This window comes from Bradyrhizobium sp. USDA 4538 (assembly GCF_024171045.1).
In the GTDB taxonomy this organism is placed as follows: Bacteria; Pseudomonadota; Alphaproteobacteria; order Rhizobiales; family Xanthobacteraceae; genus Bradyrhizobium; species Bradyrhizobium australafricanum.
This window is the reverse complement of record NZ_JALJZE010000001.1, coordinates 4,396,633-4,422,324: the sequence shown is the minus strand read 5'-3', so window position 1 is coordinate 4,422,324 and position 25,692 is coordinate 4,396,633. Positions and strand designations below refer to the sequence as shown.

20 protein-coding genes are annotated in these 25,692 nt (G+C 65.9%); 13 read left to right on the top strand and 7 right to left on the bottom strand.

The window, feature by feature from the left end; translation table 11 throughout:
• Positions 1-4 precede the first annotated feature (4 nt).
• From modB to J2R78_RS19895, 3 genes are all read left to right on the top strand, one after another.
• Positions 5-700: a molybdate ABC transporter permease subunit gene (gene modB / locus J2R78_RS19905; protein WP_057019516.1), complete on the top strand. Its 696-nt coding sequence runs from the start codon at positions 5-7 to the stop codon at positions 698-700.
• Positions 701-803: 103 nt separating this feature from the next.
• A complete protein-coding gene (gene modC / locus J2R78_RS19900; RefSeq protein WP_253606332.1) occupies positions 804-1,475 on the top strand; it encodes a molybdenum ABC transporter ATP-binding protein in 672 nt (223 codons plus the stop codon).
• A gap of 113 nt (positions 1,476-1,588) precedes the next feature.
• Positions 1,589-2,863, top strand: coding sequence for a hypothetical protein (locus J2R78_RS19895; RefSeq protein WP_253606330.1), 1,275 nt, complete (start codon positions 1,589-1,591; stop codon positions 2,861-2,863).
• 9 nt (positions 2,864-2,872) lie between these two features.
• On the opposite strand, the gene J2R78_RS19890 is transcribed toward J2R78_RS19895, so the two are convergent.
• The gene (locus J2R78_RS19890; RefSeq protein ID WP_057019518.1) at positions 2,873-4,666 is read right to left on the bottom strand and encodes a potassium/proton antiporter; all 1,794 of its coding nucleotides are present in this window, start codon (positions 4,664-4,666) and stop codon (positions 2,873-2,875) included.
• Between the two features lie 221 nt (positions 4,667-4,887).
• Between J2R78_RS19890 and J2R78_RS19885 the strand changes: the two genes are divergently transcribed.
• Together J2R78_RS19885 and map are read left to right on the top strand one after the other, a co-directional pair.
• Positions 4,888-6,204 carry a mechanosensitive ion channel family protein gene (locus tag J2R78_RS19885; protein ID WP_057019519.1) on the top strand — a complete coding sequence of 439 codons (1,317 nt, stop codon included), beginning with the start codon at positions 4,888-4,890 and terminating at the stop codon, positions 6,202-6,204.
• A gap of 167 nt (positions 6,205-6,371) precedes the next feature.
• On the top strand, positions 6,372-7,196 hold the full coding sequence (map, locus tag J2R78_RS19880) for a type I methionyl aminopeptidase (RefSeq protein WP_028340441.1): 825 nt from the start codon (positions 6,372-6,374) through the stop codon (positions 7,194-7,196).
• A 25-nt stretch (positions 7,197-7,221) separates the two neighbouring features.
• Here map and J2R78_RS19875 read toward each other — a convergent pair whose 3' ends face one another.
• Positions 7,222-7,941 (bottom strand): DNA-3-methyladenine glycosylase I, encoded by a 720-nt coding sequence (locus J2R78_RS19875; protein ID WP_168858339.1) that lies wholly within the window; start codon positions 7,939-7,941, stop codon positions 7,222-7,224.
• A gap of 137 nt (positions 7,942-8,078) precedes the next feature.
• Between J2R78_RS19875 and radC the strand changes: the two genes are divergently transcribed.
• From radC to J2R78_RS19850, 5 genes are all read left to right on the top strand, one after another.
• Positions 8,079-8,792 carry a DNA repair protein RadC gene (radC, locus tag J2R78_RS19870; protein WP_253606328.1) on the top strand — a complete coding sequence of 238 codons (714 nt, stop codon included), beginning with the start codon at positions 8,079-8,081 and terminating at the stop codon, positions 8,790-8,792.
• Between the two features lie 363 nt (positions 8,793-9,155).
• On the top strand, positions 9,156-11,279 hold the full coding sequence (gene glgX, locus J2R78_RS19865) for a glycogen debranching protein GlgX (protein ID WP_253606326.1): 2,124 nt from the start codon (positions 9,156-9,158) through the stop codon (positions 11,277-11,279).
• A 301-nt stretch (positions 11,280-11,580) separates the two neighbouring features.
• The gene (locus tag J2R78_RS19860; protein ID WP_253606324.1) at positions 11,581-13,446 is read left to right on the top strand and encodes a sigma-54-dependent Fis family transcriptional regulator; all 1,866 of its coding nucleotides are present in this window, start codon (positions 11,581-11,583) and stop codon (positions 13,444-13,446) included.
• 82 nt (positions 13,447-13,528) lie between these two features.
• Complete coding sequence (locus J2R78_RS19855; RefSeq protein WP_253606322.1) at positions 13,529-15,112, top strand: hypothetical protein; 1,584 nt, start codon at positions 13,529-13,531, stop codon at positions 15,110-15,112.
• Positions 15,112-15,513 carry a hypothetical protein gene (locus tag J2R78_RS19850; RefSeq protein WP_253606320.1) on the top strand — a complete coding sequence of 134 codons (402 nt, stop codon included), beginning with the start codon at positions 15,112-15,114 and terminating at the stop codon, positions 15,511-15,513. The genes J2R78_RS19855 and J2R78_RS19850 overlap by 1 nt, the downstream gene beginning before the upstream one ends.
• A gap of 9 nt (positions 15,514-15,522) precedes the next feature.
• Here J2R78_RS19850 and J2R78_RS19845 read toward each other — a convergent pair whose 3' ends face one another.
• Positions 15,523-16,278, bottom strand: a complete 756-nt coding sequence (locus tag J2R78_RS19845; protein ID WP_253606318.1) for an SDR family oxidoreductase — start codon at positions 16,276-16,278, stop codon at positions 15,523-15,525.
• Positions 16,279-16,725: 447 nt separating this feature from the next.
• On the opposite strand from J2R78_RS19845, the gene J2R78_RS19840 reads away from it, so the two are divergent.
• Positions 16,726-17,202 (top strand): hypothetical protein, encoded by a 477-nt coding sequence (locus J2R78_RS19840; RefSeq protein ID WP_253606316.1) that lies wholly within the window; start codon positions 16,726-16,728, stop codon positions 17,200-17,202.
• 144 nt (positions 17,203-17,346) lie between these two features.
• Here the strand turns inward: J2R78_RS19840 and J2R78_RS19835 are convergent, their stop codons facing one another.
• Entirely contained in the window at positions 17,347-18,120 is a 774-nt protein-coding gene (locus tag J2R78_RS19835; protein ID WP_253606314.1) for an MBL fold metallo-hydrolase, read from the bottom strand.
• Between J2R78_RS19835 and J2R78_RS19830 the strand changes: the two genes are divergently transcribed.
• Positions 18,119-19,081, top strand: coding sequence for a LysR family transcriptional regulator (locus tag J2R78_RS19830; protein ID WP_253606312.1), 963 nt, complete (start codon positions 18,119-18,121; stop codon positions 19,079-19,081). The two genes, J2R78_RS19835 and J2R78_RS19830, sit on opposite strands and share 2 nt — an antisense overlap.
• 104 nt (positions 19,082-19,185) lie before the next feature.
• On the opposite strand, the gene J2R78_RS19825 is transcribed toward J2R78_RS19830, so the two are convergent.
• From J2R78_RS19825 to J2R78_RS19815, 3 genes are all read right to left on the bottom strand, one after another.
• Entirely contained in the window at positions 19,186-19,740 is a 555-nt protein-coding gene (locus J2R78_RS19825; RefSeq protein ID WP_253606311.1) for a flavin reductase family protein, read from the bottom strand.
• A 109-nt stretch (positions 19,741-19,849) separates the two neighbouring features.
• The gene (locus J2R78_RS19820) at positions 19,850-20,950 is read right to left on the bottom strand and encodes an LLM class flavin-dependent oxidoreductase (RefSeq protein WP_018269514.1); all 1,101 of its coding nucleotides are present in this window, start codon (positions 20,948-20,950) and stop codon (positions 19,850-19,852) included.
• Positions 20,951-21,305: 355 nt separating this feature from the next.
• Entirely contained in the window at positions 21,306-23,648 is a 2,343-nt protein-coding gene (locus J2R78_RS19815) for a mechanosensitive ion channel family protein (protein WP_253606309.1), read from the bottom strand.
• Positions 23,649-23,961: 313 nt separating this feature from the next.
• On the opposite strand from J2R78_RS19815, the gene J2R78_RS19810 reads away from it, so the two are divergent.
• Positions 23,962-25,692 (top strand): ATP-dependent Clp protease adaptor ClpS, encoded by a 1,731-nt coding sequence (locus J2R78_RS19810; RefSeq protein WP_253606307.1) that lies wholly within the window; start codon positions 23,962-23,964, stop codon positions 25,690-25,692.

The following is a 25,692-nucleotide window of genomic DNA, read 5'->3' as shown; positions in this document are numbered from 1 at the left end:
GCACGTGTTCGAGATCTCGCCGACCGAATGGACGGCGATCCTGCTGTCGCTGCGGGTCGCCGTTATCGCAACACTGGTGGCGACCCCGTTCGGGGTAGCGCTCGCCTGGCTGCTGGCGCGGCGCGATTTCTGGGGCAAGTCGCTGCTCGATGCCGCCGTGCATCTGCCGCTGGTGCTGCCGCCCGTCGTCACCGGCTATTTGCTGCTGTTGACCTTCGGCAAGCGCGGCCTGGTCGGCGGCTGGCTGGCCGACCATCTCGGCATCGTGTTCGCATTCCGCTGGACCGGCGCGGCGCTCGCCTGCGGCGTGATGTCGTTTCCGCTCCTGGTGCGCCCGATCCGTCTCTCGATCGAAGCGGTCGACCGCCGGCTCGAGCAGGCGGCCGAGACACTCGGCGCCGCGCCCTGGCGGGTGTTCGCAACCGTGACGCTGCCGCTGGCGCTGCCCGGCGTGCTGGCCGGCATGGTACTCGGTTTTGCCAAGGCGATCGGCGAGTTCGGCGCGACCATCACCTTCGTCTCGAACATTCCCGGCGAGACCCAGACCATTTCGTCGGCGATCTATTCGCTGATCCAGACGCCGGATGGCGACCCCGCCGCCGCGCGGCTCGTGATCATCTCGATCGTGCTCGCGGTCGGCGCACTGGTCGCGGCTGAAGTGTTCGCGCGTCGCGCCACCGCGCGCCTGCATGGGCAATAGAGCATGATCCGGAAAAGTGTGAAGCGGTTTTCCGAAGAGGTCATGCTCAAACAAGGAGCTAAAGCGCGATGACGATTCAACTCAATCTCATCGCGCTTTAGCCATGCTGCGCGTCGACATCACCAAGCAGCTCGGCGAGTTCTCGCTTGCGGCCTCGTTCAGCAGCGAGGGCCGCGTCACCGGCCTGTTCGGCGCGTCCGGCTCCGGCAAGACCTCGCTGATCAACACCATCGCGGGACTGTTGCGTCCCGACCGCGGCACCATCGTGATCGACGGCGAGACCGTCGACGATACCGCGACCGGCATCCACGTCCCGAGCTGGCGCCGCCGCATCGGTTACGTGTTCCAGGACGCGCGGCTGTTTCCGCATCTCGATGTCCGCCAGAACCTCGACTACGGCCGCCGCATGAACGGCCTCACCGAAGATCCCGCCCAACACCGGCGCGTCGTCGACCTGCTCGACATCGGCGCCCTGCTCGACCGCCGTCCCGGAAAGCTCTCCGGCGGCGAGCGCCAGCGCGTCGCGCTCGGCCGGGCGCTGCTGTCCAAGCCGCGGCTGCTGCTGCTCGACGAGCCGCTGGGGGCGCTCGACGAAAGCCGCAAGCTCGAGATCCTGCCCTATCTGGTCCGGCTGCGCGACGAGGCCGGCGTCCCGATGGTCTATGTCAGCCACGACGCGGCCGAGCTGCGCCAGCTCGCCACCCAGATCGTGATGCTGCGCCGCGGCCAGGTGACCGCGTTCGGCGGTGTCAAGGTGCTGACGGCGGGCGGGTAGCTGGCCGTTTTTCCGAAAGTCGGCATAAGATAGCCTATCTTGTCTGCTAGGCCCGCGTCGGGGACGTCCGATCGGGGATGGGGAAGGGTGAATTTGTGCGACTGACTGGCTGGGTGTTGCTGCTGATCGGCGGGCTGCTGTGCGCCACGATTTCGTGGGCCGCGCTCGGCTTCCTGCTGATGGGCGTCGGCCTGATCGCGCTGCAGGTCGACGAGCGGCGCCGGCGTCCGGCCGATGCTGCCGTGCCGGCCGGCGCCTCGGGATTTACCCCGCCTCGCCTCAGCGACGGGCTGCAGCCGCCGACCCTCGACCCGATCGCAGGCCAGGATACCGGGCAGCGTCAGCCGCGCCGGGTGGCCTGGCCCGACAAGAAGGGGGACGCGGCTTACGACCGGGAGACTTACGACCGGGAGGCCTGGCGCCGGCTTGTCGACAGCGATCCCGACCTCGCCCAGATCGCCAATGTGCTCGCCGATTACGGCCCGCAATATGTCGACGAGCTGGCGGCGAGCTATCTGGCCGCACCCGACAAGGGCCGCCTGGCGGCGATTGTCGACGGCATCATCGCGCGCGCCGGGGATGGTCAGCCGATCCCGCCGCCGCCCGCACCAGTCGAAGCATCTCGGCCGCCTCCGCTGCCGCCCCCGCCGCAGCCAAAGCAGGTGATCATCCCTTCCGCCAAGCCGGCGGCTTCGCCAAGCAATCGCGCAAACGCTCTCGAAGCGTCCCTGCTCGCCACGGTCGAGGAGGCTTCCGCCAAGATGGCCGCCGAACGCGCGGGTCTCTTCAAGCCTGCCAAGGAGCCTGGCAAAGAGCCGGGCAAGGCCACCGACAGCCGGCCGCAGGCGGCGATCCCGCGGGAACCGCTGTTCGGTCGCGCAACCCGGGACGCGAAGCCCGCCGCTTCGCCGCCGGTACCGGTCACACCGCCGCCGATGCCAGCTACACCGCCGCCCATGCCGGCCGACACGCCCGCCGCTCTCGAAGCATCGTTGATCGCCGCCGTCAGCGAGGCCGCCGCCCGGCGGGCGGACGCCCCCAAGGATGCGTCCAAGGATGGATCCAAGGATGCGTCCGAGCCGGCACCGGAATCAGCGTCGCCGGCGAGGCGCGAGGCCGAAATCCGCGCGGTCGCGCCCACCCCACCGACGCCACCTCCGCCGGCTCCCGCTGCGCCCGCCACGACGACACCACCTGCGAAGACAGCGGCCGACAATCTCGACGAGACGCTGCTCGCGGCGCTGGCCGAGATTTCCGGCCAGAGAATCAAGGGCGAGACCAAGCCGGACGCGGCGTCCAAGGGCTCGTCCGGTCCGCCGGCCGACGACGGGCTGTCCGACATGATCAAGAAGTTCGCGCCGGATTCGAACTTCCTGCGCAAGACGTAACGGCGCGGCTCAGACCCCCGCCACCGACGCCCAGATATCGGCGAGCTTGCGCTTGACGATCTGCATCCGCGTTTGCGGCGCGACCTTCTCCTCTTCCTCCGGCAGGCGCAGGCCGACGACGTTAACGCGGCCACCGCTGATGCTGCGCGCCACCAGCACGATCTCGTCGAGCGCCAGTTCGGCCCCTTCCTTCGGCGCGCGGTCGAGATTGACGTCGAAATAGTCGGCGAGCGTCAGCTTGGCCTGGTGCTCGTCGACCTTGACGCCGTAGATCTCGGCGAGCTCGCCGAGCGTATGCTCGGCCGACACCATGAAGTCGCCGAGCAGATGCGGATCGGGCGCGCTCGACGGCGCCATGTCGACGAAGAAGCGGTCGAGCGCCTCGGCGCGCTCCGGCGGCGCCAGCAGGTAGATGTAGTCGCCAGGCGCGACCGGATCGGCCTCGGTCGGCGTCAGGATCCGCTCGTCGCGGATCACCAGCGTCGGCTTCGACCAGGACGGGATCAGCCCGCGGCGGAAATACAGGCTCTTCGGCCGCACCGGATAGCCGACCAGCTGCTGCTCGAGCTGGCCGGGCAAATCGAGCTCGACGCGGCGCGGGCCGCGTTCGGCGCGCGGCAGCGCGACGTGCAGCCGCCGCGCCGCCGGCGCCAGTGTCCAGCCCTGCAACAGCAGCGAGATGATGACGACGACGAAGGCGACGTCGAAATAGAGATAGGCCTTCGACAGGCCGACCAGCATCGGGATCGAGGCGAGGAAGATCGCGACCGCGCCGCGCAGGCCGGTCCAGGCGATGAAGACCTTCTCCCGCCAGTTGAACTTGAACGGTGCGAGGCAGATCAGCACCGCCAGCGGCCGCGCCACCAGCATCAGCGCGAACGCCACCAGTACCGCGCCGCCGGCGCTGGAGAGCAGGCGATGCGGCGAGACCAGGAGGCCGAGCAGCACGAACATCACGATCTGCGCCAGCCAGGTCGCGGCGTCGAGGAACGTCACCACCGAATTATGCGCGCGGGTCGGCCGGTTGCCGATGATGATACCGGCGAGATACACCGCGAGAAATCCCGAGGCATGCACGATCTGCGAGCCGCCGAAGATCACCAGTGCCGCCGTGGTGACGAACGGCGCATGCAGGCCCTGCGGCAGCGCTACATAGTTCAGCGCGATCACCACCAGCCGGCCGCCGATCACCCCGATGATGGCGCCGAACACCGCCTCCTGGATGAACTCCAGCGCGATGTGCGAGGCCGAGCTCTGGCCGATCGAGATGAACTCGACCAGCATCAAGGTGAGGAAGATCGCGAACGGATCGTTGGTGCCGGATTCCGCCTCCAGCGTCGCGCCGACGCGTGGGCGTAGCCGCAGACCCTGGGTGTGCACCAGCAGGAACACGGCAGCCGCGTCGGTCGAGGCCACGACGGCGCCGACCAGCAATGACTCGGTCCAGTTGAGGTCGAGCACGAAACGGGCGACCGGCGCTGTGATCAGCGCGGTCAACAGCACGCCGGCGGTCGCCAGCACCATCGAGGGCACCAGCACGGTGCGGATGCTGGCAAACCGCGTCTTCAATCCGCCGTCGAACAGGATCAGCGCCAGCGCCACCGAGCCGACCAGATAGGTGGTGCGGACGTCGTCGAACTGCAGCCGGCCGGGGCCGGAATCGCCCGCCAGCATGCCGACCAGCAAGAACACCAGCAGCAAGGGAGCGCCGAACCGCAAGGCCAGCAGGCTCGACAGGATGCCGGCCATCACCAGCACCGCACCGAGCAGGATCGCTATACTGACGGAGTCGAGGGATGCCATGCGCCTTCGGAGGTCTCAAATACTTGCAATTGCATCCTTATCGTCGCCACACTGGGACGCCAACCGATTTCTGACATAAGCGGCAATGTGCCCGGTCTCATCATCCCTAGGTCGCCCCGACACTGTGTTGTATCGATGGTCGCGTGCGCGCCTTTGTGAGATTCTGCCTGCGCATTCGAATCACATTTGGCTGACCCGCGCTTCGAGTTGAGATTTTGCCGATGGACATGAACTGGAAGGACGTCCTCGAATCGATCCAAATGGCGGCGCGCTCGGTCGGCGCCGAGGTCGCCTCGCCCTGGTTCTATCTGCAATTCGGCATCATCCTCGCCGCCGCGGGCCTCGCCTACGCCGCCGATACCGCCATTCATGCGCGGGTCGACATGTCGTCGCTGGCGATGCGCTGGCCGCTGCCGCTCCGGCACTTCGCCCGCGTGATGGTGAAGAGCGCTTCCACCGCCGTGTTCGCGGTCCTGATGATCATCTCCCGCATCGTGATGTGGCACGCGACCTGGCCGAGCCGCAGCTATCTGATCGCGGTCTCCGCCAAGCTGGCGCTGGCCTGGCTGGTGATCCGCCTCGTCACCTCGGTGATCGACAACGCCTTCATCGTGAAAACAGTCTCGATCGCGGCCTGGGTGGTCGCCGCCCTCAGCATCATCGGCCAGCTCGATTGGGCGGCCGACACGCTAGATGCATATGCGGTCGTGGTCGGCGGCCTCCGCCTTTCGCCGCTGCTGCTGATCAAGGCCGGCGCGCTCCTGATCGTGGCGCTGTGGCTGACCAACCTCGCCGGCAATTTCGCCGAGAGCCGGATCAACCGCGCCACCGATCTGACGCCGTCGATCCAGGTGCTGCTGGTCAAGATCATCCGCATCGGATTGATGGTGACGGCGATCGTGATCGCGCTCGGCGCGGTCGGCATCAACCTCTCCGCGCTCGCGGTGTTCACCGGCGCGGCCGGCGTCGGCATCGGTCTCGGCCTGCAGAAGATCGTCGCCAATTTCATCAGCGGCCTGATCCTGTTGGTCGACAAATCGGTCAAGCCCGGCGACCTCGTCACGATCGGCGACAATTCGGGTCGGATCAGCGCGATGAAGACCCGCTACATCTCGGTCGCCGCCGGCGACGGCCGCGAGTTCCTGATCCCGAACGAGGACCTGGTGACGCAGAAGGTCACCAACTGGACCTATACCGACAAGAACACGCTGGTGAAGATCGCCTTCTCCACCAATTACGACGCCAATCCGCGGCAGGTCTGCAAGCTCGCGATCACGACCGCGGCGGCCCATCCGCGCGCCACCAAGGGCCGGACGCCGAACTGCATCCTGACCGAATTCGCCGAGGCCGGGATGAAATTCTCCCTGACCTTCTGGATCGCCGACCCCGACGGCATGGACAATGTGAAGAGCGACGTCATGCTGTCGCTGTGGGACGCCTTCAAGCAGGAGGGCATCCGGGTGCCCTACCCGGTGCGGGAACTCCGCATCCGCGGCGGCGCGCTGCCGGTCGAGAGCGTGGTCGAGGTCTCCAATTAGCGCTTGAGCGCGGTCTTTTCGCCGCAGCGGTGGCCGCTGTTCCGGATATGGCCTGAAAATCAAGCCGTTTGGACATGTCCCCATGCCCAACCTTGGCTTGCGCCGGGCGCGCCGATCATTAAATTAGGGCCTGAAATCAGCCCCTTGCCCGCAGAAACAGCCCGCCCATGAGCTATATCGACGCCACCGACACCTCGCTTCGCAAGACCGGTCAGATCAAGCTGCACGGACCGAGCGGCTTTGCCGGCATGCGCAAGGCGGGCGCCCTGGTGTCGAAATGCCTCGATGCGCTCACCGACATCGTCAAGCCGGGTATCCCGACCTCCGTCATCGACGAGTTCGTCCGCAAGTTCGCCTTCGACCACGGCGCCTATCCGGCGACGCTGATGTATCGCGGCTATCGCTACTCGACCTGCACCTCGATCAATCACGTGGTCTGCCACGGCATGCCGGGCGACCGGCCGCTGAAGGAAGGCGACATCGTCAATGTCGACGTCACCTTCATCGTCGACGGCTGGTACGGCGACTCCAGCCGCATGTATGCGATCGGCGCCATCGCGCGGAAGGCCGAGCGGCTGATCGAGGTGACCTATGAGGCGATGATGCGCGGCATCGCCGCGGTGAAGCCCGGCGCCACCACCGGCGATATCGGCCATGCGATCCAGAGCTTTGTCGAACCGCAGGGCATGAGCGTGGTGCGCGACTTCTGCGGCCACGGCCTCGGCCGCCTGTTCCACGACGAGCCGAACATCATCCATATCGGCCGCCCCGGCGAAGGCGCGCCCTTGAAGCCCGGCATGTTCTTCACCATCGAGCCGATGATCAATCTCGGCAAGCCGCATGTGAAGATCCTGTCCGACGGCTGGACCGCGGTGACCCGCGACCGTTCGCTGTCGGCGCAGTTCGAGCACTCGGTCGGCGTCACCGCGGACGGCGTCGAGATCTTCACGCTGTCCGAACGCCATGGCGAGAAGCCGTGGGTTCAGGTCTAATCGGGTTCAGCTGTAACCGTCCTCGTCAATAATCGCTGCGCGTGCGCTCGATGATCTCCTCGGGCGTGTGGTTCTCTCCGATCGACATCGCGCAGATCCGCGACAGATGCAGATAGGACAGTCCGGTCTCCTCCGCCCAGGCGTTGAACTGCGCCTGCACCTTGGCGAGATCGCGCTTCGACTTGACCTCCTCGGCGATATCGAGGCCGGCATCGCGCAGGCAGGCGACGACGTCGCGCGAGGTGACGAAGCCGTCCCAGCCGAGGAAGCGCAGCAGCATCTGTCCGGTGTTGCCGCCGAGCCGGCTGCCGCGCTTGGCCAATAGCTCCAGCAGTCCGACCTCATCCGATGACGGCCAGGCGCTAAGGAATTTGCCGAAGCTGCCGTGCTCGCGCGCGATCTCCTGCACGAAGCGGCCGTTGTCGCGCACCGACATGATCTTGGCGCCGTTGCGCACGATCCTGGCGTCGCTGACGAGCTTCTCCCAGAATTCGTCGGGCTTGAAGGCGAGCTTGGCGGGCTGGAAGCCGAGGAACGCCTCCTCGAAGCCCGGCCATTTGGCGTCGATCACGCTCCAGGCAAAGCCCGCGCAGAACACGCGCCTGGTCATCTCGGCCAGCACGCGGTCGTCACCGAGCTTGGCCAGCGCCTTGGCGCCCGCCGGCGGCCGCAGCAGCTTCTCCAGCGCCTTCGGCCCGCCCTTGCGCTTCTCGGCGCGCGAGCGGATCACCTTGAATGATGTCACGCGACCCTCCCCCTCTTTGCTCTCGAACCGTTGCGGCCGACGGTAATTCGCCGGTCGCATTGTGGCAAACCGGAGCGGCATCGGCCCTTCAGGATCGCCCCTTGCAAAATGCGGCCGGCACGGCATGGTTGTGGCCGATGCCCACCAAGCCCGATACCAGCGACGACGAAGCCGACGAGACGCCGCATTATCACGGCCATCGCGAACGGCTGCGCGAGCGCTTCTATGCGGCCGGGCCCGGCGCGCTGACCGACTACGAGCTATTGGAAATGGCGCTGTTCGCCGCGATCCCGCGCCGCGACACCAAGCCGTTGGCCAAGGCGCTGCTGAAGAAGTTCGGCTCGTTCGCCGAGGTGGTGCATGCGCCGGTGGCGCGGCTGCGCGAGGTCGAGGGCGTCAAGGATGCCTCGATCAACCAGATCAAGCTGCTCGCCGCCGCCGCCGGCCGGATCGCCAAGGGCGAGATCAGGCGCAACATCGCGCTGTCGTCCTGGAACGACGTCATCGACTATTGCCGCACCGGCATGGCGTTCGCCGACAAGGAGCAGTTCCGCCTCCTGTTCCTCGACAAGCGCAACCAGCTGATCGCCGACGAGGTGCAGCAGACCGGCACCGTCGATCACACCCCGGTCTATCCGCGTGAGGTGATCAAGCGCGCGCTGGAATTGTCCGCCACCGCGCTGATCCTGGTGCACAACCATCCGTCCGGCGACCCGACGCCGTCGCAGGCCGACATCCAGATGACGAAAGCCATCGTCGACATCGCAAAGCCGCTCGGGATCGCCGTGCACGATCACATCATCGTCGGCAAGAACGGGCATACCAGCTTCAAGGGCATGCGGCTGATTTAGCATTGCACTCAACAAGCCCTCCGCTGTCGTCCCGGCCTAGTGCGCAATTGCCCACGGGGCCGGGACCCATAACCACAGGGTTGCGTTGTCGAAGCACGCTGTGGCTCCAGCTTTGCAAGCCAATTTGCTTTCGTGGTTATGGGTCCCGGGTCGCGCTGCGCTTGCCCGGGACGACATCGAGATTGTGGCAGAGAGTCATACGACCGCATTCTCGCGACATCTCTTGCCGAGCCTTGCATCTCGTTCCGCCCGCGTCATACGAACCAAGCGTAACTGCCGCTAAACTAGCCCATGCAACGTTTCCCGCGCGGCGGCGTTTGTTGCAGATTGATCTGACGGCCTGTCAGGGGCCTTGGGGGACCGATGTCCGATTACGTCATTGAGGAGGGGCTGCCCTATCCGCTGGGCGCCCACTGGAGCGGCCACGGCACCAATTTCGCGGTGTTTTCCGCCAACGCCACCAAGGTCGAGGTGTGCCTGTTCGACGGCGAGCGCGAGACGCATCGCTTCGAGCTGCCCGAATACACCGACCAGGTGTTTCACGGCTTCATCAATGGCGTGCAGCCGGGGACGTTCTACGGCTATCGCGTTTACGGTCCCTACCAGCCGGACGGCGGCCACCGCTTCAACCCGAACAAGCTGCTGCTCGATCCCTACGCCTGCGCCCATGCCGGCAGCCTGACCTGGAATCCGGCGGTGTTCGGCTACAAGATGGAGAGCGGCAACGACCTCACCTTCGACGAGCGCGACAGCGCGCCGTTCATGCCGAAATGCGTGGTGGTCGATCCCAATTTCGACTGGGTCCAGGAGGCGCAGCGGCAGGACGTGCATTGGGACGAGACCGTGGTCTACGAGACCCACGTCAAGGGGTTTACCAAACAGCACCCGGGCATCGACGAACATTTGCGCGGCACCTATGCCGGCTTCGGCTCGAACGCTGCGATCGACCATCTCAAGGCGCTCGGCATCACCTCGGTCGAGCTGCTGCCGGTGCATTCCTTCATCAACGACAGCAACCTGCTCGACAAGCACCTGACCAATTACTGGGGCTACAACACCATCGGCTTCTTCGCGCCGGATCCGCGCTACGCCGCCGACGTGCCGAACAGCCTGCGCGAATTCAAGGAGATGGTGTCGCGGCTGCATGGCGCCGGCCTCGAAGTCATTCTCGACGTCGTCTACAACCACACCGCCGAAGGCAATGAGCGCGGCCCGACGCTATCGTTCAAGGGCATCGACAATGCGAGCTATTACCGCCTGCTGCCGGACAAGCGGCGCTACTACATCAACGACACCGGCACCGGCAACACGGTGAACCTGTCGCATCCGCGGGTGATCCAGATGGTGATGGACAGCCTGCGCTACTGGGCCGGCCACATGCATGTCGACGGCTTCCGCTTCGATCTCGGCACCATCCTGGCACGTGAGGTCTACGGCTTCGACGAGCAGTCCGGCTTCCTCAAGGCGATGAACCAGGACCCGCTGCTCGCGACCGTCAAGCTGATCGCCGAACCCTGGGATTGCGGCCCCGGCGGCTACCAGGTCGGCGGCTTCCCGGCGGGCTGGGCGGAGTGGAACGACAAATACCGCAACGTTGTGCGCGATTTCTGGCGCGGCGAGGCGGCGCCAGGCAGCCTGGCACCGCGGCTGCTCGGCTCGCACGACGTGTTCAACCGCGAGGGCCGCCGCACCTGGGCCAGCGTCAACTTCATCACCGCCCATGACGGGTTCACGCTGAACGACTGGGCGAGCTACAACAACAAGCACAATGAGGCCAACGGCGAGCACAACAATGACGGCTCGTCGGACAACCACTCCTGGAATTGCGGCGCCGAGGGCCCGACCGCCAATCCGGATATCCGCACTTTGCGCGAACGGCAGAAGCGCAACATGCTGGCGACGCTGCTGGCCTCGCAGGGCACGCCGATGCTGCTCGGCGGCGACGAGTTCGGCCGCACCCAGCGCGGCAACAACAATGCGTACTGCCAGGACAACGACATCTCGTGGTTCGACTGGAATTTTTCCGACGACGGCGGGAAGCTGCTCGCCTTCACCAAGCGGATGATCAAGCTGCGGCGCGACTACCCGATCCTGCGCCGCAGCCGCTTCCTCTCCGGCGATCGCGATCCCCAACTCGAGATCCGCGACGTGGTCTGGATCAGCACGACAGGCGTGGAGATGACGCAGGCCGACTGGAGCACCGGCTGGATCAAATGCTTTGGCGTCGTGCTCGACGGCCGCGCCCGCAAGACCGCGATCGCGCGCGAGGGCGAGGACGACACGGTGCTCGTTATCCTCAACAGCTTTGAGGGCGAGGTGGACTTCAAGCTGCCGCGGACGTCAGCCGGACCGCGCTGGTCGTTGCTGCTGGATACCAACGCGCCGGAACAGCCGGCAGGCGCGCAGTTTGCGTTCGACGGCACGTACAGGGCAGTGGGGCGTTCGTTCGTGCTGCTCACGACCGGCGAGATGAAGTCATCCCCGTAGCCCGGATGCAGCGCAGCGAAATCCGGGAATGCCCTCGCCCGTTGCACGACCGCCCCGGATTACGCGGAGCTCCATCCGGGCTACGCCTTCTCCTTCCCCCTGAAAGGGGGAAGGTCGGGATGGGGGTCAGCCGCAGGCGATGCTGCAAGCCGAGAGAGCAGATCCCCACCCGCTTTGCTCTCACGAGCAAAGCGACCTCCCCTTTGCAAGGGGAGGTAAGAGTCCCGCGACGCCGTCGGCCAATTGACATTCGGCCGCGGACTGCCAGACTTCGCGGAAAATTAGGGGTGGAGACCTCTGGATGGCCAATCTTTCGGCCTCAAATCACGTCGCCCGTGTTCTGTCGGCGGCCAACCAGGTGGCCGGCGTCGACACCGAGACGCGGATCGCAGCGTCCTGGCGGCGCTGCCTGGTCAATCACAACCTCGATCCGGCCCGGCGCGGGCCGCCGCAGACCCTGACCGAGGCCGAGATCCGGCACATCGCCGAGCCGATGGAGGATTTGATCCAGGTCGCGATCCCCGAGCTCGAGGACCTCGCCCGCGTGCTCCACGACTCCGGCTACTGCGTCAATCTCGCCGATCCCAACGCCACCATGCTGGTGAGCCGGTTGCCCGGGGGCGACTACGCGCGGATGTTCCTTGAGTGGAAGATCTACACCGGCTCGAACTTCGCCGAGACGTTCGAGGGCACCAACGGGCTTGGCACCGCGCTCGCCGAGCAGCGGCCGATCCTGGTGCATGGCGACGAACATTTCCGCGAGCAGTGGCACATGTTCACCTGCGCGGTGTCGCCGCTGTTCGATCATGCCGGGCGGCTCGCCGGCGCCGTCAACATCACCTCGTGCCGCAGCGACCTCGGCCGCAGCGCGCATGAGCTGGCGCTCGCCGTCACCACGGAGGCGACGCGGCGGATCGAGCAGTCGTTCTTCCGCCGGCGCTACCGCGCCTCCTGGATCGCGATGCTGCCCGGCGACGGGCACGGCATGCTGGCCTATGACGACGATCGCCGTGTCGTCGGCGCCTGCCGCACCGCGCGCGCCGCGTTCGGGCTGACCGATGCGATGATCGACGACGGCATCGACCTGTCGCATCTCATTCAACTCGACGATCGCGCGACGCGGGCCGCGGACGAGCAGGTCGCGCTGCGTCGCGCCGACGGCACGCCGTGGGGACGCGGCCGTCTGGCGCCGCCGGTGCGGGCGCGTTCGCCGCGTCCACCATCCACACCGCCGCGCGAGAAGCCGGCCGGACAGTTTTCCGGCCTGCACCGGCTGGCGGGCCGCGATCCCGTGCTGATCAAGGGCGTGAAGCGGCTGATGACGGTCGGCAATCTCGATCTGCCGATCCTGCTGCATGGCGAGACCGGCGCCGGCAAGGACGTGTTCGCGCGCGCCATCCATGCGGCGAGCAATCGCGCCGGCCGCAACTACGTCGCGCTGAACTGCGCGGCGATGCCGGAGAGCCTGATCGATGCCGAGCTGTTCGGCTACGAGGCCGGCGCCTTCACCGGCGCGCGGCGCGAGGGATCGAAGGGGCTGATCGTACAAGCCAGCGGCGGCACGTTGTTCCTCGACGAGATCGGCGACATGCCGCTTTCGCTGCAAACCAGGCTGCTGCGCGTGCTGGAAAACCGCGAGGTCTGGCCACTCGGCGCGCTGAAGCCCGTCGCCGTCGACATCCGCCTGATCAGCGCCACGCACCGCGACCTGGCGCGGATGGCTGAGGACGGCAGCTTCCGCTCCGATCTGTATTACCGGCTGCGCGGCATGGAGATCCGCCTGCCCGCGTTGCGCGAGCGTGCCGACCGCAAGGACGTCATCGCACAGATCGCCGACGAGGAAGCGCCGCACTGCCGCATTGCAGCCGACGCCTGGGCGCAGCTGATGGCCTATCCGTTCCCCGGCAACATGCGCCAGCTTCGCCACGTGCTGCGGCTCGCCGGCGCCACCGCGGAGGACGGCGTCATCACCGAGGCCGATCTCGATCTGCCGCCGTTCAGCGCACGCGGCGCGGAGGCCGATCACACCGCGAGCGAGCGCACCGCGATCGTCGATGCATTGCGCGCCAATGACGGAAGAGTGACGGACGCGGCCAGGGCGCTCGGGCTCAGCCGCGCGACGTTGTACCGGAAGATCAAGGCGTTAGGGATCGCGCTGGACAGCTAGATCGGAACGCCCCCGCTGTTCCGGCGGTGCGGGAAAGGTGATATCGTACTGCTTTCGCCTTCAACGCCACGGAGCGGGTCCCATGACACGGTTTCCCCTCGCTGTGGTCGTTGGCCTCATTGCCGCGACCATTTCGCAGCCTGCCGCCTCGGATTCTACCGAGCAACGATTGGGCAAAGTCCATTTCGTGACATCCTGCAAGCCTGAAGCGCAGGAGCTGTTCGATCGCGCCATGCTGTATCAGCATTCGTTCTGGTACAGCGCGTCGCGACGCACCTTCGAGGAGGTGCTGGAGGCCGACCCGCAATGCGCCATCGCCTATTGGGGCATCGCGCTCAGCTATCTCTACAATCCGCACGCGCCGCCGCCGCCGGAAAACCTTCCGCTCGGCCTTGAAGCTGCGAAAAAAGGCCAGGCGCTGAATGCCGGCACCCCGCGCGAGCGCGAATACATCGATGCGATCGCGGCGATGTATGTCGACTACGACAAGGTCGATCACCGCACCCGCGTGCAGCGTTTCCTCGCCGCCGAAGAGCAGGTCGCGACGCATTATGCCGACGATGACGAGGCGCAGATCGCCTATGCGATCACGCTCAACGTCGCGGCCTCCCCGGCCGACAAGACCTATGCCAACCAGCTGAAGGGCGCGGCGCTGCTCGAACCGATCTTCAAGCGCCAGCCCGAGCACCCCGGCATCGCCCACTATCTGATCCATCTCTACGACTACCCGGCGCTCGCGGCGAAGGGCCTCCCCGCGGCGATGCGCTATGCCAAGATCGCCGAACACGCGCCGCATGCCCAGCACATGCCGTCGCACATCTTCACGCGCGTCGGCTACTGGAAGGAGTCGATCGCCTCGAACAGGGAATCCGCGCGCATCGCCAAGCAAGACGGCGAACAGCAGGACCAGGCGCACGCGATGGACTATCTGGTCTATGCCTATCTCCAGCTCGGCCAGGACAAGGAGGCACGTGCTGTGATCGACGAGCTCGGCAAGCTCCAGTTCAAGCTCGACCGGTTCGCAGGCCCCTTCGCGGTGGCGGCAAGCCAGGCCCGCTATGTCTTCGAACGCGGCGACTGGAAGGGTGCCGCCGCGCTTCAAGTGCATCCCACCAAATACGCCTATGCGGATGCCATCACCTATTTCGCCCGCGCGGTCGGCGCCGCGCGCTCCGGTGACCCCGCCGCCGCCAAAGCCGATGTCGCCAAGCTGATCGAGCTGCGCGACAAGTTGAAGGACGCCAAGGACGCCTACTGGTCCAACATCGTCGACATCCAGCAGCAGATCGCGAGCGCCTGGGTGCTGTACGCGGAAGGCAAATACGACGATGCGCTCAGCGCGATGAATGCCGCCGCGGAGGCGGAAGACAAGACCGAGAAGCATCCCGTCACGCCGGGACCGCTGGCGCCGGCGCGCGAGCTCTACGCGGCGATGCTGCTCGATCGCGGCATGGCCAGGGAGGCGCTCGCCGCCTATGAGGCCGTGCTCAAGAAGGAGCCCAACCGGCTGGCGACTTATCTCGGCATGATCAAGAGCGCCAAGGCGGCCGGCGATCAGGCCAAGATCCGGGAATGCGCCGATCAGATTGCCCGGCTCACCGCGGATGCCGATCTGTCGCGGCCGGAGCTGATCGAATTGCGCCAGACGACCGGAAGCAAGCTGTGATGCCACGGGCGACATGGCGCAACGGTGGAGCGGCGCTGCTCGGCGCCGTTGCGCTATCGCTTTGCCATACGCCGCCGCTCGGTGCGATGGAGATCCTCGGCCAGGCCGGCGTGCTCGGCGAATGGGAGCTGACCGGACATCTCACCGAGAGCGCGCCGGGCGCGCTAAGGCAGTTCTCCGGACCGCTCAAGATGAAGCATGTCGGCATCTGCACGCAGGACGGGCCGGACGAACGCGCCGGAGAGATCAGGCTGCAGATCAGTGCGGATTCGCAGGTCACCGCCGAGCTGGTGCTGGACGGCGCGCCCTGCACCTACAGCGCCCGCAAGGCGCGCAACTACGAGGGCACGCTGTCCTGCGAAGGACGCGCGCCCGTCCCGCTGCTGGTGTGGCTCAAATAGCCGATACCGTCAGGCGGCCGGCCGCGCGCGGCGCAGCCATTCGTTCAGATCGATGCGGCCGAGGCGCGCCTCGCCGAGCGGCACCAGCGAGTGCTGCTCGACCCGGCCGCCCCAGTAAAGCGCGTCAGGGTCTTTCACCACCTCGCGCGGGTCGCCTTTTGCCTTCAGGTACCGCGCCACGATCTCGTTGAACGGCGCGCGGTCGGGACCTGCGATCTCGACGATGCCGTTGCGCGGCGGCTCGAGCGCGATATCGGCGACGAGCGCGGACACGTCCTCCGCCGCGATCGGCTGGAACAGGCCGGGCGAGAGCCTGACGGTGTTTCCGACTGCGCCCGCATCGGCGATCGCGCCGACGAATTCCATGAACTGGGTCGCGCGGACGATGGTGTAGGCAATCCCGGACGCCTCGATCAGCTTCTCCTGCGCCACCTTGGCGCGGAAGTAGCCGTTCTCGGGCGTGCGGTCAGTGCCGACGATCGACAGCGCGACATGGTGCTTGACGCCGGCCGGCTTCTCCGCCGCCAGCAGGTTGCGGCCGGAGGTCTCGAAGAATTCCATCACCGCCTTGTCCTCGAACGAGGGCGAATTGGCGAGGTCGATCACGACGGCCGCGCCGGCCAGCGCCTCGTTCAGCCCCTCGCCGGTGATGGCGTTGATGCCGTTCTTCGGCGAGGCGGCGACGACCTCATGGCCGCGCTGGCGCAGGATGGCAACGGTCCTTGAGCCGATCAGTCCGGTACCGCCGATCACAACGATCTTCATGGTGATACTCCTTGTCGGTGACGAGGTTTCTTGAGACATGCTTGCCGGATCGTCATGGATACGTCGATCCGCAGCAACTTCGATAGTTGCCGCGCGCGGTCGCCCACGGCAGCGGGGAGAAGGATTGGTGAGTTGGCGCTACCTCCTCGATCGCTCTCCCGCACGCAACCATACTATAGCATGCCACGGCTGTTCTGATGTCGCGGAACCTGTCATCCGATGCGTCGTCTGACGAGCATGAGACGTTGGTGGCTACGCTTGCTGAACCTCTTACCGTCACGTAGACTAATGCGTGCGTTCCAGCCAGCGTGCTGGGGTACCGAAAGCTTCGGCCGCTGCCGGGATATCACCGCGGGCTCTCTTTCGTGCTGCAACGCAAATGCTGGGCATGACGTATAGCCCGCTGTGCACTCCTTGATTTGATTTCAGCAAACGCAGGAGGAGTCTATGCGGAATTTTATCACCTTTTTCGTTTCCAGCGCGGCAATCGTCGTTGCGGGGTCGACCGCGTTAGCGGGTGAGAAGGTGCTCGAGTTCAAGCTCGTCACCAAGCCTGTCGACGTCAAGGTCATCGAGGCAGCAAACGTCGAGGGGCAGACGGTCGTTTCCGGCAAGTTCTTTGGTGTCGCCATCTTCAGTGATGGCCATATCGGGGTGAAGGAGTTCGTCCATTCAGGAGACATGCTGAAGGGCTCGGGCTCCTATTACGGTTACAGCACCTACACGTTCGAGGAAGGCGCGATCACCGCGCGTTACACCGGCGCGATCAAGGACGGAAAATCAAACGGCGAATATACGATCCTCTCGGGCACGGGCGCCTATGCGAATGCGACGGGCACAGGAACGATCGAAAGCGCGCCGAACCCCTTCAAGGGGGTCAATCTTCTGAACATCAAACTGGTCGTGAGAACGCCGGGGTCATAGCAGCGCAGCGTCCGCGGGACCACGGCAAGGACAGCGACGCCTCACATGAGCGTTGGCTCGGCCAGCGGTCGCACGGCCGCGCCGGGCCCACGCCATCAAACGCGGCGCCGCGGTAAGCCGTGTTCAGGCTCTGCCACGGCCGGCTCACCATGACAGTGGCAGCGGTTTGCCCTTTTCAAGCCGGGTCAGACGGGCCGCCAGATTGAACTTTGCGAAGACGTCCAAAAGCTGGTCCTGGCTTTCGCGCAGATGGCCCCAACCTTCGTTGTGGACCGCGACAAGTGCTGCGTCGGGAAAGGCATGCGCAGCTTCCAGCGCATCCTCGCTGCCCATCGTCATATGGAAACGGCCACGGGGCTCCGCGGCGCCCGTGAACAGCACGACGAGCTTGGGCGAAAACCGCCTCGCGACCTCGGCGGTGCCTTCGAACCAAAGCGTATCGCCGGTGACGTAAAGCAGGTCTCCCGGCTGCTCGGCGCCGAGCGCAAATCCAACCACGTCGCCGGCATCGACCCCGATGGGTCCATGGCGGGCCGGCGTGGCGGTCACAAACAACTTCTTGCGTTCGCTCTCGAGGACGCGGGTCTCGAATGGAGCAAGGCCCAATGCGTTCCCGCCGAGACGCTGCGCGCCGGAATTCGTCGTGTAGGTTGTGCCGGCGTGCGGAAGAAGCGCGCGGCCGGCATTGTCGAGATTGTCGAAGTGGTGGTCGTGACTGAGCAAGACTGCGTCGAGCTTGCCGATCCGTTCGACTGAAAGGGCCGGCCCATCCGTCTTCCTGTGCCGCACCGGGCTGTACGCTCCCTGATACTCGCCAGGAGGATCGAAGGTGGGGTCCGTCAGCAGACGAAACCCGTCGTACTCGATGAGCACGGTCGGACCGCCGACCAGGGTCAAGGTGAGATTCGGTGCCGCCATGAACTGCTCCCGCGCGATTGTCAGCCCAAATAACCAGCTCCCCGTCCTGAGCGGAATTCGCTATTCTTTCTCAATGGCTGATCAAAATCGCACAGCGATCGATTGGGAGGATGTCCGGCTATTCGCCGCGCTTGCCCGCCACGGCAGCCTGTCGGGAGCCGCGCGTGCACTCTCGGTGAACCATGCTACCGTCGCCCGCCGCGTGAAGTCGCTGGAGACCGCGATCGGCGAACGGCTGGTCGAACGGCGTCCCGACGGTTACGTCCTCACCCGGAGAGGCGCGCGCATGCTCGATGCCGCCAACGATATGGAGGCCGCGGCAGCAAGGCTTGGCCACAGAGGGACGTCGGGCGCGCCGACCGGGCTTGTCCGCATCAACGCGCCCCCGAGCCTCTCACAGAACTTCCTCGTCCATCGCCTCGCCAGACTGTCCAGGCAGCAGCCGGGACTCGACATCGATCTGGCAACCGACTTTCGAACCGTCAGCCTCGAAAGGCGCGAGGCAGACATCGCCCTGCGATTTGGCCGTCCGGAGGACGGGGATGTCATCGCCAGGCGACTCGTGTCGATGGGTTCCGGCTTCTACGCGACCGCCGATTGCCGCCGCAGGATCGACGCCGGCGACGAGCCCGTGTTCGTCGGTTTCGACGAGGCCAATGCCCATCTTCCCGAAGCGCTGTGGTTGTTCCGGAAATTTCCCCATGCGCGCATGTCCTTCCGGACCAGCAACCAGGCCGCGCAGGCCGCGGCCGCACAGGCCGGCGCGGGCATAGCCCTGCTTCCGCATTTCATCGGCCGAGCCGAACGGAAGCTGTGTGCCTGCAAACTCGCGCACGCCCCGCCGCCACGCGAACTTTGGCTCGTCACCCGGCGCCGCGACCGAAATGACCCTCTCGTCGGCACCGTTGCCCGGCGTCTCGCGGACATCTTCGCCAATGAGCGCGTGCTGTTCGAGGATTAGGCTCGCTACGGAGCAGCAGGTCTCAGGCAACCGAATTGCCGTCAGGCGAGATGGCCGGCGCGCAGATCATCAAGAGATGCGGGGGAAGGCCTTAAGCGCAAGCCTTACGAAAACTCGTTCCAGCTGACACGCCGTGCGTCGAGGTCGCCGAGTTCGACCGGATCATGGATGTTGCGCACGCTCTGGAAGCCAGAGCGCAGATAGATCAGCGGGTCGACCGTGGTCGCGGCGCGGACGTGCTGGACCTCGCCGATGAAGATCGAATGGGTCTTGGTCTCGAGCTCCTGCGCCAGCACGCAGTCGAACGCCGCGACGGCATCCTCCAGCACCGGGGCGCCGGTGGCGCCGGTGGTCCAGCGCCCAAACGCAAAACGGTCGTCGCCGTTGACGCCCTTCTGGCCGGAGAAGGTCAGCGCCAGCAGCGCGTGGTCCTCGTTCAGGAAGTTGATGACGAAATGGCGCTCCTCGCGGATGCGCTGATGCGCGCTGGCGTTACGGTTAACGCAGACCAGCACCGAGGGCGGATTGTCCGACAGCGAGCAGGCCGAGGTTACGGTCAGGCCGGTGCGCTGCCCGGTCTCGGAGCCGACCGTCACCAGCGCGACGGCGCCCGGGCAATGGCGCATCGCCTGCTTGAAACTCTGTGCGTCGACCGTCATGCCGCAAACCCTGTTTGAGCATGATCCTCCGGATCATGCTTCGGTAAAAACACTTCGTTCAAGATATGCGAGGCGGGGTGCGAGGCAAGCCCCGCACCCCGCGCAGCTGTCATGCAGCCTTCTCGAACTCGGCGCCGAGATGCTTGAGCCGCGGCATCACCTCGTTCTTGAGCAGGTCCAGCGAGTGCCGCCAGGCTTCCGGTTTGTGCTTGTAGTCGAAGCCGAACACACAGAGGACACCGAAGCCGCCGACCTCCCGGTAGATCTTCTCGATCTTCTCGGTGACCGTCGCGGGCGAGCCGACGATCCAATTCCGGCGCGCGCAATATTCGACAGTGACGTCGCTGTCGGGCACGTCGGGCGCGTGCTTCAGATAGTCCTTGAAGCCGAAATGGCCGAGCAGCGGCAGGAAGTACTCGCTCATCATCCGGCCCATCATGTCGCCGGTCGACAGCTTCCACGCCTCCTCATCGGTATCCGCCACGAACACCTCGCGCACCAGCCGCCAGTCCTTGCGGCTCGGCTTGCGGCCGGTCTTGGCGGCGCCGGCCTCGACCGAATCCCAGTGGCTGCCGACATAGGCCGGGTTGAGGTTGAGGCTCATCGGAATGAAGCCGCGCTCGCCGGCGAGCTTCAAGGTGTCCGAATTCTTCGACAGGCCGGCGACGCCGATCGGCGGGTGCGGCCCTTGCAACGGCTTGATGTGCGGCTTGAGGAAGTCGAACATCGTGTCCGGCTTGCTCACCGTCCAGTACTTGCCCTTGTGCGTCCAGGGTCCCGGCTCGGACCACATCTTCAGGATGATCTCGAGCGCCTCGCGGGTCATGTCGCGGTTCTGGCCCGACATGCCGTCGACGTTGAACATCGCCCAGTCGCTGGGCAGGCCCGAGGCCGCGACGCCGAAGTTGAGGCGCCCGTTCGAGAGATGATCGAGCATCGCAACGCGGTTCGCGAGTTCGGCGGGATGATGATACGGCAGCAGGAAGCCGCCGGGCCCGATGCGCAGATTCTTGGTCTGCAGCAGCGCCTGCGCCACCAGCAGATCAGGCGACGGGTGCGGCTCCCAGGGTGCGGTATGGTGCTCGCCGATCCAGGCTTCCTGATAGCCGAGCTCGTCGAGCCAGCGCAGCGTCTGCAGGTCCCAGTCGTGGCCCTCCTTCAATCCGCACTCCGGCGGGTGCGAGGGCATGGTGAAGTAGCCAAGCTCCATGTGCGTTTCCTTCCTTCGCGTTGGGTTCAGTTGTGCAATGCGTCTTGCCGCGCATTGCATGACGATCAGCAAGCGCTGTGCCAGCGGAGGAAGTCGCAGGGAATGGGTGAGAACGGCCGGATTTCGGCCGGCTGCGCGCCGGTCAGCGGGCTTGGCAAGGCTGGCGGCGTCTCACCGTCGCGAGACGTGTCGCAATCGTGAGACGCGCCGGCAAGCATTCCCGCTGGTTGGCTCGGGCTGCCTTCGCACACACGGAAGCAGATACTCTCGCGGAGACTTCCCCTCACCCGAATTCGAGCTTCGCTCGAATTCGACCTCTCCCCGCAAGCGGGGCGAGGTGAAGCGGAGCGCCGGATCAGCCCGCCGCGCGGCGCGGCTGGGCGTTGGTATCGGGCTCGGAGGGTGGAGGAAGCTGCATCAGGATGGTCTGGCCCATCGAGGCGATCTCGATGCCCTCCTCCTGGAAGCGCCGTTTCATGCGGCGGTTGAACTCGCGTTGCACCGCCCAGCGGCCGCTATCGGTGCAGCGGATCTGGCCGACGATGGTCACGACCGAGCCGTCGACCTTGTCGACGCCCCACAATTCGAGGTCGCCTCGAATGAATGCGCGATACGCCGTCTCCTGGCGCATCTGGGCGACGATGTCCTTCAGCACCTCGCCGGCGCGGTCGGTGTCCTCCTTGTAGGACACGTTGACGCTGACTGCGGCATTGCCGGCGCCGCGGCTGGAGTTGGTGATCGTGGTCACCGCGCTGAACGGCACCACGTGCACCGAACCGTCGCCGGCGCGCAGCCGCATGGTGCGGATCGAGACGTTCTCGACCACGCCCGAGAGGCCCGACACCGTGACGTTGTCGCCGACCTGCACGGTGTTCTCGATCAGGAGGAACAGCCCGGTGATCAGATCCTGCACCAGCTTCTGCGAACCGAAGCCGATCGCGATGCCGACGATGCCGGCGCCGGCCAGCAGCGGCGCGACATTGACGCCGATCTCGCTGAGCGCCGTGAGGCCGACCACCGCGACGATCATGCAGAACAGCGCGGTTCGCAGCATCGGCTGAAAGGTGCGCAAGCGCGCGGCGCGGGCGTAATGCCCGTCGCGCGACAGGGTGTCGATCTGCCGGTCCATCAGCGCATTGGCGACTTCCCAGATCACGGCCGCGGCCAGCGCGGCAATGCCGATCGTCACCAGCGCCGAGATCAGGCGGCTTCCGATCTGGCCGCCATAGAACCAGACGATGGCATCGACGCCCCAGACCTCGAGCAGCGCGACGAAGCCAATGAAGGCGATCACTGCCGTGACCACCTTGCGCAGCAGCGGCAGATAGCGGTTGGCGCGCGTCTCCAGCCCCGGGAAGCGCTGGATCAGCTCCGGGCTGATGCGGAAGCCGCGATCGATCAGGCTCAGCACCACCATGGTGACGAGGCGGGTAACCAGGAGCACCGCGACGGTGCCGACGAAATATTGCAGCAGCAGCGAATAGCCGTTGCGGATGTTGAGCGCCCACACTGCCCACAGCGCGAGGTCGAGCGCGATCGCCAGCACATGCCAGAGCGCCGCGAGCCGGTTGCGCGTCCGCGCCGCAAGCCCGGTGCGATCGGCCGGCGCGCGGATGGCGTCGGCGACCTGGCGGCGGCACTGCAGGATGATGACGACGACGAACAGATGCACGACCAACATCACGAGCCGGATCAGCGCGGCATAGCCGGCGCGATGCAGCCCGAGCAGCAGCGCGACATTGGCAAAGGCGATGCCGGAGACGCCGACGGCGACGATGCGCCGGGCCCAGATCTCGATATAGGCCGCAGTCTCGGCACGGACGCGGAACAGGCCGAACGGCCCTGCCAGCGCGCGCACCGCGCAGATCAAGACGCGCGAGAACACATAGGCGTTGACGACGGCAAGGATCACGAGCCGCGTGGTCGATTGATCGCCGATCTCGGTGCCGAGCAGCGCGGTGGCGATGCCGCCGAACACGACGACCGGCAGCAATTCGAGCAAAAGGCGCCCAAGCACGAAGGGCAGCCGGACCAGCGACTGCCAGGCCCGCGCCAGGCTGAGCCGGCGCCGCTGCAACTCGGGCGCCGGCGTGACGTCGGCAACCGACGACGGCGGATCGACGATGGCGAGCGTCTGCACCGGCATGCGCGCGGTCTGCGGCAGCCGCGCTTCCAGGAACGCGACCGGCCGCTTGATCAGGCGGAACACCACCCATTCGGCGGCCAGCGCGCAGCCGAACACCAGCGCCAGCTTCCAGGCGATATCGATCAAGAGGCCATAGGCGACCGGATCGTTGGCGGTACGCACGAACCAGTAGTAGAACGCCGGGAAATGCGTCAGCGTGCGCGCGACGTCGGCGACCTCGCGCGACATCTCGCCGACCTGCTCGGACACCATCAGCAACAGCTGTGCGCCGAGGCTGTCGGCAGTGAGCGGGATCGGCGAATGCTGCTCCGGCGCCGGCTCCGCGGCGGCCGCCTGCGGCGAGACATTGGCGATGGCGCGCAGCGTGTTGATGATCTCGCCGCGCTTCTTGTCGTCCTGCAGCGTGTCGAGCGCACGTTTCGCCTGCTCGGGCGTCAGCGCGTTACCGGTAACGGGTTGCGGCGGCGCCGGCTTGGCGGCCGGCTGCGCAAGCGCGGGAGAGACGAACAAGGTGAAGACGAGAAGCAGCGCAAGGCGAAGTTTGTGCGACACGAGGGCCTCATAAAATAACTGCGCGACCGCAAACCCTTGGGAGGAATCTGCTCTCGCGCTCGCGCCATGTCGGATACTCCTTTTCGCCCCGATGGTGTGTCGGAAGTTTGCCGCTGTGACGGCCATCTCTTGGCATTTGCCGCAACACAATCGTCACAGGCGTTGAGCCGCGTTTACACTTCCAGTGCGCGTTCCCGGCCGATCGGCTCACTACACGTCAGGGATGAGACCGCAGAATCTTTCGCTTGACGCGCAGTAGCCGCCGTGATGTTCTTATTTTGTTCTTTTGTTCCCAATTGCGTTCGGGGGTCTCATGCACGACGTTTTTGCCGAGAACGGCCCGGTCAGGCTCTTCATCCATGATGACGACGAGACACCGATAGAATTCATGCGCAACCTGCTGCGCACGGTATTCGGCAAGTCCCGGAAAGAGGCTGTTGCCGTCACTGCGCGAATCGAGGCCCAGAACGGATTCGCATGCGGCCCCTATCCCGCGACGGTGGCCAAGGCACTGCTGGAGTCCGCCCAACAGCTGATCCGCAACAACGGGCATCCATTGCTGATCACCGCATCGGCCGCCGACGCGGCCCGGCCGTGCGATCTCTGTGGCGCGCTGGAGCCCGTCACCGACGTGTTTCTCATCCGCCGGACAGTCTGCCTGTGCGGCAACTGCCTGATCGCCGCGCGGGCAAGCTCAGAAAATCTACCGAGCGAGGAGTTCAGATATGCCTTCATGGCGCTCGATTGGCATTTTGCCGGGACGCCGCGCAATCAGATCATGACCCGGTCGCGACAATTTCCCGGTCACATGCGAGCGGACGTCCAGATCGCGATCGACAAGTTGTTCGATGTGCCGATCCATTTCTTCGGCATTCATGAGCAACACCGCTATGAGACCCTCGCGATTGCCTCGCTGATGGAGAACAGCCGCAACGCGCCGCCGATCGCGCCGCCGCAGTATCACGACGTCGACGTTGGCGAGCCTGAGTCGGTGAAATGCCTGACCAATGGCTTGTGGCTATGCCAAACCGGAGAGCTGCGCTACGCGGTGCTGCTCAGCTACCATCGTGATTATCAGACCGAGCCGGGCTTGCGGATCGAGCTCGCGGTGCCCGCAGGCGTCGCCGGAAACGCCTTGGTGCAGCGGACCTTTGCCGAGCTGGAAGCGGCCGTGCACGCGGCACGATCCTATCGCGGCAAGATCCTGTCGCTGGAGGATGCCGCCGACTATCGCGGCCGCGCGCGCGGCGTGACCGTGCATCGCCTGCCGACGGTCGCGCGCGATGACGTGATCCTGCCGGACCGGACGCTGCGGCTGCTCGACCGCAACGTGCTCGACTTCGTCGAAAGCCGCGATCTGTTGCGCAAGCTCGGGCAGTCGACCCGCAAGGGCATCCTGCTCTACGGCCCGCCCGGAACCGGCAAGACCCACACCATTCGCTATCTCGCCACCAACCTGCCGGATCACACCACACTGATCATCACCGCCGAGCAGGTCGGCCTGCTCGGCGCCTATATGAGCCTCGCGCGACTGCTGCAGCCGACCATGGTCGTGATCGAGGACGTCGACCTGATCGCACGCGACCGCGAGGACATGGGCGGACCGTGCGAGGAATCGCTGCTCAACAAGCTGCTCAACGAGATGGACGGCCTGAAGGAGGACTGCGACATCCTGTTCGTCCTGACCACCAACCGGCCCGAGGAGCTGGAAGGCGCGCTGGCCGGCCGGCCCGGCCGCATCGACCAGGCCATCGAGGTGCCGGTGCCCGACGAGACCGGGCGCGGCAAGCTGATCCGACTGTACGGCAAGGGCCTGCCGCTCGAACCGCCCGTGGTTGACGCAGCGGTGCAGCGCACCGCCGGGGTCAGCGCCGCATTCATCAAGGAGCTGATGCGCCGCATCGCTCAGGCCAGCATCGCCCGCGGGGGAGGCCGGGATGTCACTGCTGACGACATCGACGCAGCGCTGAACGAGATGCTGTTCGACGGCGGCCGGCTCAACGTGAAGCTGCTCGGCGGCGCGCAGGGGATGAGTGCGGGGTGA